This window comes from Scytonema sp. PCC 10023 (assembly GCF_963920835.1).
Taxonomy (GTDB): domain Bacteria; phylum Cyanobacteriota; class Cyanobacteriia; order Cyanobacteriales; family Nostocaceae; genus Kalymmatonema.
In genome coordinates, this window is record NZ_CAWUDP010000002.1 from 263,454 (window position 1) to 271,704 (window position 8,251).

Genomic DNA, 8,251 nt, shown 5'->3' on the forward strand with positions numbered 1-8,251 from the left:
CTTGCTATAACGCTGTTAAACTCAATACGCCTAGAAAAACTATAATTGCCTCAACAATGGAAAAACACAGGGCACAGAATAATGACAATGCCTGTTGATGCCATTCTGGTTGCTCAAGGACCAGAGTACAAGTCCGTTTGCAAAGGATTAAATCGCGTTGCAGTTCCTACACCGCCCGTTTTCCCGATTCCTATGGGTTCATCAGCATTAAGGAAATATTTAGAACAATTGCTACACGCTGGACACTTTTCTGAGCATTCGCAACCCAGAGTTTTGCTAATGGGTTTATGTGGGAGTTTGTCGCCCAAATACAGGATTGGAGAGGCTGTCCTGTATCGAAGTTGCGTTTATCCCGTTGGAGAAGAAAATAAAAAGGCTACTGAACTTTTCTGTAAGCTAGAGTTAACAGAGATACTACAAAAGAAATTGCAATCCAGAGTTTTCACAGGAATTGGTTTGACGAGCGATCGCCTCATTTATTCTGCCAGTGAAAAACTGCAATTAGGTCAAGCTTATAATACTGACGTTGTAGACATGGAAGGATTTGCAGCATTAGAAGTTTTGAGCCAGTTGGGAATTGCTGTAGCAATGCTGCGAGTTATCAGTGACGACGTACGCCATAATATTCCTAACCTCACCAATGCATTTCATGATGGTTCTTTACAGGCGTTGCCTTTAGTAATGGGACTACTCAAACAACCAATTGCTGCAACTCGCTTAGTTTCTGGTTCTCTTAAGGGATTACGTGTTTTACAGCATTTAACAACTTTTTTGTTTAGTCAATAGACCTCCTGCAAAAGTCGATTTTTTGAATATTAAACCACAGATGGACGAGGCAGTGCGTTGCGGGGGTTCCCCCCGTTGAAGCAACTGCCGTACAGATGCACACAGATAATTAACTAGTGTTTGTCTGCGTCCAATGGTTTGTGTATCTGCGCTTCAAAATACCCTTAAATTCGATTTTTGCAAGAAATCTAATAGCTTAAATAGTTATTTTGTTAAAAGTATTATGAATTGCAGGGCAGTTACAAGCTTAAATGAAATAGTCTTGCCTTCCTCCATCCACCCTACTCCTGCATCTTCCTATGACATCACCATCAGCAGTTGCTATTTCCATGTGGACTCCCCTGCGTCAGCCCGTGTTTCGTGCCTTGTGGGTAGCATCGGCGGTGTCTAGCATTGGAACTTGGATGCACGATGTCGGCGCAGCATGGTTGATGACAACTCTTGCACCCAATTCACCGTTGTTAGTGGCGCTAATGCAGGCGGCGTCTAGCTTGCCGTTTTTCTTGCTGGCGTTACCCGCAGGAGCGATCGCCGATGTTGTTGACCGCCGTAAGATGTTGCTATGGACGCAGGGTTGGATGCTAGCTATGGCGACTTTGTTAGGTGTGCTGACAATAGCTCACATCACAACACCGTGGATACTCTTAGCGCTCACCTTTGCCCTGAGTATCGGCAGTTCAATGAATATGCCTGTTTGGCAAGCTGTCACCCCCGAACTTGTACCAAGAGAAGAACTGCCACAAGCTGTGACTCTTAGCGGTATTGTTGTGAATTTATCTCGTTCAATTGGTCCAGCGATCGCCGGGATAATCATCGCCACAGCCGGAACGGGTGTTGTTTTCCTGCTGAACGCTGCCTCATTTGTGAGCGTGATACTTGTGATTTATCGCTGGCAACGCAGGCATGAAAAGAGTGCCTTACCCACAGAACGCGTCGTAGGAGCAATGCAAGCAGGGATACGTTACATCCGTTATGCCCCAGTCTTTCAGTCTGTGCTAATTAGAACTTTTGCTTATATTTTCTTTGCCAGTGCCTTGTTTGCTCTACTACCACTGCTGGGACGTCAAGAGTTAAAGTTGGATGCGCTGGGGTACGGTATAGTTCTTGGCTTTTGGGGCATTGGTGGTTTAGCAGGAGCGTTCATTTTACCCAAAGCACGACAGAAGCTTTCCAGCGACAGGGTGGTGGCGCTGTCATCCCTGCTTATGGGCGTGATGATGCTGGCGCTGGCATTTTTCCGCATCGTACCACTGGTTTGGGTAGTGATGCTGCTGGTGGGAATTTCGTCCCTCAGCGTTATGGTGAGTCTTAATGTCGCAGCGCAAACAGCGGTTCCTACGTGGGTGCGTGCCAGAGCCTTATCTGTACAATTGCTGGTGTTCCAGGGAGGTATGGTGCTGGGCAGTCTTTTGTGGGGTACTATAGCTCAACGGACAAGTATCTCAATAGCCCTTGCTAGTGCCGCTGTGGGATTAATTGTGTGTGTTTTGCTAACAGTGCGTTATCGTCTTCGCTGTGCTGAAAAATTGGACTTGCAGGCGTCCCTGCACTGGGATCAGCCACGCATCGCTTTTGAACCGTGCCCAAATGATGGTCCCGTCTTAATTACCCTCGAGTATCGCATTGATCCAGCAAACGCCGAAGAGTTTACCAAGGTGATGCAAGCACTCAGCCAAATTCGTCGGCGTGATGGCGCGATTCAGTGGGGCGTGTATCAAGATTTATCAGACCCTAGTCGCTTTGTGGAAACATTGCTTGTAGAGTCTTGGGCAGAACACAAAAGGCAATTTGCGCGGGTGACAAATGCAGATAGAGTGATTGAAGAACAAGTCCGCGCCTTTCACATTGGCAATGAACCGCCCAAGGTTTCGCAGATGATTTATTCAAATCCTAACAAGCATCCGTGTTATTGAATGCTTTTTAACAGTTACCAGTTACCAGTTATCAGTTACCAGTTATCAGTTTTATCGTTGGGGGAAACACCACACCAATTAGACCACAGAGCGTTGGTGTCAGTACAACCACACCATACGCACTGCGGCTGGTACTGTTCACTGTTCGCTGTTTTAAGTAGGACTTACGCACCCATATCTTCAATTGTGAGGGTAGGTCTACCAACACGTTTTTGTTTTTGGAGTTTTTCATCCTGTGCTACTATGACCCTATTATAACGCTATCATGGGGTCATGCAAAAATTAACTGTTAGATTCTCAGATAAAGAGCATCAAGATTTAACAAAACTTTCCCAAAACACAGAACGCTCTCTCAATGATTTAATTCGAGAAGCTGTTAGACAATATATTGAAAGAGAAACAACAAGTTAAAACTTGTTGCGTCGGGTTTCATCCCCCCCTTAAAAACACAGATGTAGTTTGGCTCCGTGCGTCAAACTACATCTTCAAGGGTTCTCACCCTCCCAATTTATTTTAGATTTGAGGTGATTCCTCTGTGGGAATATCATTCGATGCCTATGCAGTCTGTCAGTACCCAACCTCCTTCGTTAAACCTAAAAGCCGAATGGGACGGCATTACTGTTGAGTATGGTTGCTTAAGTGCGATCGGTCAATTTGATTTTGCCATGCCCAAGCACGCCATCAGCGTTGCCTTTACACCTCACGATCGCGTCAGTTGGTCAGTTGATGGAGGTACGACGCAAACAACTGCTTTGCCAGCAGGAAGTGTGTTCATATACTCATCCCGTGATTTTGTTTGGCATCAGCGATCGCTCGATACTCGGTAGGAATGGCTACCCAATGCGGTGCCTGCGGCGCAGCGAAGCTGAACGCTCACAACAACATAAGTCTTTCTACCTTGCTAAATTCTAAAATAATTTACGAACAGAAAAAAAAAGTGTACTATTTTTGTACTAAAATCTGTTTTGTACATTTTGAATAAATACCCTTGGCATACGACAGCATCTGCCGATTTTTGACATCTGAGTATCCATCACCTTTTGTACGAAGTGCGATCTGCACCAAAGCAGCAGCGCACTCGTGCAAAGCACACGCTCCGCGAACGCTATCGCTCGTAGTAAAGTAATTAGATGCAATTGTGCTATGCCCAGTGCCGAAGGCAATCGCCTCTACGAGAGTTATGAATATAGATTACGCTGGGGCGATTGCAAAGGAGCGCACTGCCCTTTGGGCGATCGCTTGAACTGGTGGTTGAAGTCGTTAGCACCAACTGGGAAACTAATTATGCTCGCTCATGTTGAGGAATATGCGCTTTTAGGCATTCGGTAAATATTGGATTGTGGATTATCGAAGATTAAGTGGTGTGGCATTTATTGGTAAACCTAAACAACCTACATTCATCATTTGTCAACTGGTTGGAGACACCTATATTCAACAACAATACCGACTAAACCAAGCAATTGAGTCGCCACTTTTGCCCCGTCTCCAACTTCGCCTAGATAATATCCTCCCTCCTTAAGTGTTGCAAGCAACATGAAAAGATTAAGCTATCGGAGATAAAACGGGTGAGCGCAGAAGAACATTACTTTTGTTTCGTCCAACAAAACAAAGCTAAAGCGCCAAAAAAGAAGGTAGCCAAAATACTCCAAAACAAAGATGACACCATAGGATGGAACGGGTTGTTGAAAGATATGGGCGCGAATGGTTTGTCAATATGTTGTGTGACAACACCAGATACGATCGCACCTCCACCTAACCCCACACCCACGATTTGGATGGTTTTTTCTAAAGAGCGATCGCTCTCGGCTTGTACGATTTCTACTATGCCGCGAATTGAAGAGATGGCTTGCTCTAACGCCCTTGCTCCATGGCGGAAATACCCCAAATCTGCTTCTATTTGTTCTTTAAAATAAGGGACGTTTTTATCGCTGAAACTTTTTAAAAAGTCTAAATTTTCACTTGGCATTATACTACTAATTTGTTCCAACTTCTTGGAATAATTAGACTGATGTATGGCAATTGTATTTTGATTGTATTCTAAATCGTGTAGCCAGCGACTGTATTGCAAAAATAAATTTGGTAATTTTTGTAACTCATTTTCCAATTCCGTTAAATTTGTTGCTACCGCTTTGCTATTATCTAGCTTAATCAATTGATTTGTTAATTTGTCTATTTTTTTATAAGCGTCTCTAAGGTTTTCATAAATTTTTCTGCTATCTGTAAAAGCTTTTACAATCTTGGTACGAAAGAAAAATAAGTCGAATAACTCTTGAGCGCATTGCTGCAAGTTTTTATCAGCTTTTTGATCGCTAAACAGCCAGATGAGCATGTGCTGATAGTTAGCTAACTGGCTAAACAAACCATATTCAAAAATCGGACTACCGAATAACTCTCCTTGACGATTTAAAGGGGGTAGCTTATCATTTTTATAAAAAAGATGTTTTAAGCATTCTGCCGCTATTGTATTGACATTCTGTTTATCTCTAGCACTTGTCAGCCAACCAGTAATTAATAAAGTTTGTCCGAGAAAGAGTTCGTTTTTTTCTAAGGTAAAACAATTATTTAGATTCAACTTGCTCAATAGAGAAATATCTACATCTTCAGTTGGCTTGTTATCTTCTTCTTCTGGACGACGCAAATTGAACCACAAACCGTAGCTGTCATGAATTCGCAAAGGATGAGCAAAACCTTCGATAACCACTTGTTGCGTGTCATCTAAAGATATTTTGCCTGCAAAAGGTAAGGAGTAATCACCATCTTTGACTTCTGATTCTTTAAGCAAATCAACGCGGGGGCTATCAGCTTCTTTGTTAATATCTATATGCTGAGTGAGATGTAAATCTTGTTTTTGCAAAGTTTGGATAGCTATTTTATCCGCGCTCTGCCACAGGTAGTTTTTATCATTATCTTGCAGAAGAGTTGTATCTAAGTTTGAAGCTTTGTAAAGCTGAAAAGCGAGGAGATGAATATTGGGTGCATGGATTTTCATGTTGGTTTGGAACAGTCAATTTTTAAATCTGACAATTGCATGACACATTTTCGCAACCCCTCCCCCCGAACAAAGAGGGGACATCATCGGCGGGGTCGAGTTATATTTGAATGCAAATATTAACTCTATTTCGATTCATTATCTGCCTTTTTTGTATCATCTAATTTTTCTGGTTTCTTTCTCTCGTATAGTTTTTCCAGATCTTCTTGCAGAATGGTAGAGGTATTTTGAATAAAATTTTCTTGGCTTTGTGGTTTTGTCTTGAGGATTTTACTAATTTCTCGTTCTTGAACAAGTATGGCATCTCTCACAGATTCATGGTTGATGTACCACTGACGAATAACTTCTGCAATTGCTTGTGAAGTGAGATTTTCTATAGCAGCAAGTTTATTCTGCAGCGTGGGGATATCTGCTATTGCAGCGTCAGAAAAGACATAATCTTGTTCTCTAACGACTTGTGTAAATGCTTCAATAATCTTATCTGCTTCCATAGTTATTTCTCCTATTATTCTCCAATTGCACAAAAACCTGCCCAAAAAAGCGGCTTTTTAAATGGTCGCTCTTCTGGTTTATAGTTTTTTTCTAATCTCTCTTTAACTTTCTGTTTTTGCTGAGCATCCATATCTATTTTACAATCAAGCCATTGGAGTAACTGGACTTGGGTGACTTGACGAAACCACTGCTGCGCCTGTTTAAGAGCAAGTGGCACATTTTGGTTGGAATCTTTTTGCAAGTTTTCATAAAATCTAATCATTAATAAAGCTGTGGAGAAGTCATCTACAGCCCATAAACTACTGACGATACTAGCTGCACCTGCGTGGATAAACCCACTGGGTAAACCAATATATTCATCACTGCTATTGGCAAAGTCAACTAAGCCAGTTTCGCAAGCAGAAAGAGTGACAAGACGACAGTTAGGTAAACTTAATTGAAATATATTTTCTAGGGTGAGACATTTTTCTAAATCAATTCCTGCGTTGTCAGATACTCGCAAGTAACGAGATTTGTCTGCATCGGTAGTGAGAGGACAAATGTAAGAATCTGCTAACTGCAAAGCTGATTTTTTAGGAAAGTTAAAATCAAAGTAACCGTGACAAGAAAAATGTAGCCAGTGTGCATCGCGAAAAATTTTTGCAGTTTGAGGTTGCATTAACGCTGCTGCTGTTGCTTTACTCTTTTTGAGTATATATGGTTGCTTAAATTTAGCAGCCATTGTCTCGACTTCGATATCGGCAAAATCTAAATTCCCTGTGGGATTTTGAATTGCAAATAAGTCGCCTGATTTTGAAGAAGATAATCTTTTAGCTTGGATTTGAGTAAAGCGCAAAAGTTGACAGCATGGTGCATAAATTATACCTTCGGAGAATTTATCAATGAGATGTTCCTGTAAATCAGTTTTTTCTTTAAAAAACTTTGTTTCTTCTCTTTGTTTTAGTATTGGTAAAGCATGGAGAGGTAACAGATGCAGGTAAAGATGTGGAATGAAAATAACTTTATTGCACTTTGGTGATAGAAGGTCAAGAATTTCCTGTATATGTAAAATCTCAGCCAGTTGGCTAAGTTTCTCATTGAGGCAATGTCGCCAGAGTGCTTTATCTTTAAAGTAAAGTTGAAGATATTCTTTCCACCATTTGTGCAAATTTTCTAAGTCTTGGGTTTTCGACTTCCAAATTACTGGGTTTTCATTATCGCTGGTGATAATAAAAGCACGAAAACAATCACTAAAAATGTACCACTGGATGATAGCAGTCTTTTGCTTATCTCGCTTTAACAGATTTTGAATATCACTTAATTTGATGGGTTCTCCGATATTTCTTAACATCAATTGTTCGCGCTGTTCTAACAACTGATTTAAACGCTTGAGATTTAAAGTTTGTCCTTTCTTTTCTTCTGATTCTTTTAAATTATTTTTCTCTTCTTTAATATCTGACTCAATTTTTGGCAACATAACTTTCATCAAAGTTTGAGTTTTACTAAGCTCCATGTATTTAAATGCCTTGGTGTATTCTTCTAATTTCAAGCAAACTTCTATTATGCAAGGATAAAGTTTGTTCCATTCTTTTGCTTGTTCGTGTTTTGTCTCATTGCCAGAAACAATTTGCTTCTGCAAAATAGTATCTATTGCAGATTCTAAGGTAATATAAGCTGATATCCAACGCTCTAACTGTTGGTAAACAATACTCAGGTTAAATAAAGTCTCAAGATATTTTTGGGGGAAGTCGTTGCAGGTATAAACTTCCAAAGCGGCGGAGTAAGCTTTGACAGCTTGTTCGAGGTTCTTTGTTTTGTCGCCGCGTATTCTGTTACAGTAAGCAGTCCCCAGATTATTTTGCGTCTGAGCCCATTCTGAGGGGAAGGCATCGCGGGTGCAAACTTCCAAAGCGGCGGAGTAAGCTTTGATAGCTTGTTCGAGATTCTCAGCTTTGCCGTCGCGTATTCTGTTACGGTAAGCATTTTCCAGATTATTTTGCGTCTGAGCCCATTGTTGCGGGAAGGCGTCAGGGGTGTAAACTTCCAAAGCGGCGGAGTAAGCTTTGATAGCTTGTTCGAGATTCTCAGCTTT

At 41.4% G+C, this 8,251-nt stretch carries 8 protein-coding genes and 1 pseudogene; 5 read left to right on the forward strand and 4 right to left on the reverse strand.

Annotated elements, in window-relative coordinates:
- The first annotated feature begins 81 nt into the window (after window positions 1-81).
- Together ACM0OZ_RS02525 and ACM0OZ_RS02530 are read left to right on the forward strand one after the other, a co-directional pair.
- On the forward strand, window positions 82-786 hold the full coding sequence (locus ACM0OZ_RS02525; RefSeq protein WP_414581254.1) for a phosphorylase: 705 nt from the start codon (window positions 82-84) through the stop codon (window positions 784-786).
- 299 nt (window positions 787-1,085) lie between these two features.
- Complete coding sequence (locus ACM0OZ_RS02530) at window positions 1,086-2,699, forward strand: MFS transporter (protein ID WP_414581255.1); 1,614 nt, start codon at window positions 1,086-1,088, stop codon at window positions 2,697-2,699.
- A 31-nt stretch (window positions 2,700-2,730) separates the two neighbouring features.
- Here ACM0OZ_RS02530 and ACM0OZ_RS02535 read toward each other — a convergent pair whose 3' ends face one another.
- Entirely contained in the window at window positions 2,731-2,931 is a 201-nt protein-coding gene (locus tag ACM0OZ_RS02535) for a hypothetical protein (protein ID WP_414581256.1), read from the reverse strand.
- A gap of 41 nt (window positions 2,932-2,972) precedes the next feature.
- On the opposite strand from ACM0OZ_RS02535, the gene ACM0OZ_RS02540 reads away from it, so the two are divergent.
- From ACM0OZ_RS02540 to ACM0OZ_RS02550, 3 genes and pseudogenes are all read left to right on the forward strand, one after another.
- A complete protein-coding gene (locus ACM0OZ_RS02540) occupies window positions 2,973-3,110 on the forward strand; it encodes a ribbon-helix-helix protein, CopG family (RefSeq protein WP_414581257.1) in 138 nt (45 codons plus the stop codon).
- Between the two features lie 140 nt (window positions 3,111-3,250).
- Entirely contained in the window at window positions 3,251-3,526 is a 276-nt protein-coding gene (locus ACM0OZ_RS02545) for a hypothetical protein (protein WP_414581258.1), read from the forward strand.
- Between the two features lie 408 nt (window positions 3,527-3,934).
- Window positions 3,935-4,218, forward strand: a pseudogene (locus tag ACM0OZ_RS02550) (Uma2 family endonuclease); the annotation flags it as partial.
- A 63-nt stretch (window positions 4,219-4,281) separates the two neighbouring features.
- Here ACM0OZ_RS02550 and ACM0OZ_RS02555 read toward each other — a convergent pair.
- The 3 genes from ACM0OZ_RS02555 to ACM0OZ_RS02565 form a co-directional block, all read right to left on the reverse strand.
- Window positions 4,282-5,688, reverse strand: coding sequence for a hypothetical protein (locus tag ACM0OZ_RS02555; protein WP_414581259.1), 1,407 nt, complete (start codon window positions 5,686-5,688; stop codon window positions 4,282-4,284).
- A 125-nt stretch (window positions 5,689-5,813) separates the two neighbouring features.
- Window positions 5,814-6,179, reverse strand: a complete 366-nt coding sequence (locus tag ACM0OZ_RS02560) for a hypothetical protein (protein ID WP_414581260.1) — start codon at window positions 6,177-6,179, stop codon at window positions 5,814-5,816.
- Between the two features lie 14 nt (window positions 6,180-6,193).
- Window positions 6,194-8,251: CHAT domain-containing protein (locus ACM0OZ_RS02565; protein ID WP_414581261.1), on the reverse strand; the 2,058-nt coding region annotated here is incomplete at its 5' end.

Excerpts from the sequence above, each read along its gene's own strand:
- ACM0OZ_RS02525 (WP_414581254.1), top strand. The coding sequence starts at position 82 with ATGACAATGCCTGTTGATGCCATTCTGGTTGCTCAAGGACCAGAGTAC.
- ACM0OZ_RS02530 (WP_414581255.1), top strand. The coding sequence starts at position 1,086 with ATGACATCACCATCAGCAGTTGCTATTTCCATGTGGACTCCCCTGCGT.
- ACM0OZ_RS02535 (WP_414581256.1), bottom strand. The coding sequence starts at position 2,931 with ATGAAAAACTCCAAAAACAAAAACGTGTTGGTAGACCTACCCTCACAA.
- ACM0OZ_RS02540 (WP_414581257.1), top strand. The coding sequence starts at position 2,973 with ATGCAAAAATTAACTGTTAGATTCTCAGATAAAGAGCATCAAGATTTA.
- ACM0OZ_RS02545 (WP_414581258.1), top strand. The coding sequence starts at position 3,251 with ATGCCTATGCAGTCTGTCAGTACCCAACCTCCTTCGTTAAACCTAAAA.
- ACM0OZ_RS02555 (WP_414581259.1), bottom strand. The coding sequence starts at position 5,688 with ATGAAAATCCATGCACCCAATATTCATCTCCTCGCTTTTCAGCTTTAC.
- ACM0OZ_RS02560 (WP_414581260.1), bottom strand. The coding sequence starts at position 6,179 with ATGGAAGCAGATAAGATTATTGAAGCATTTACACAAGTCGTTAGAGAA.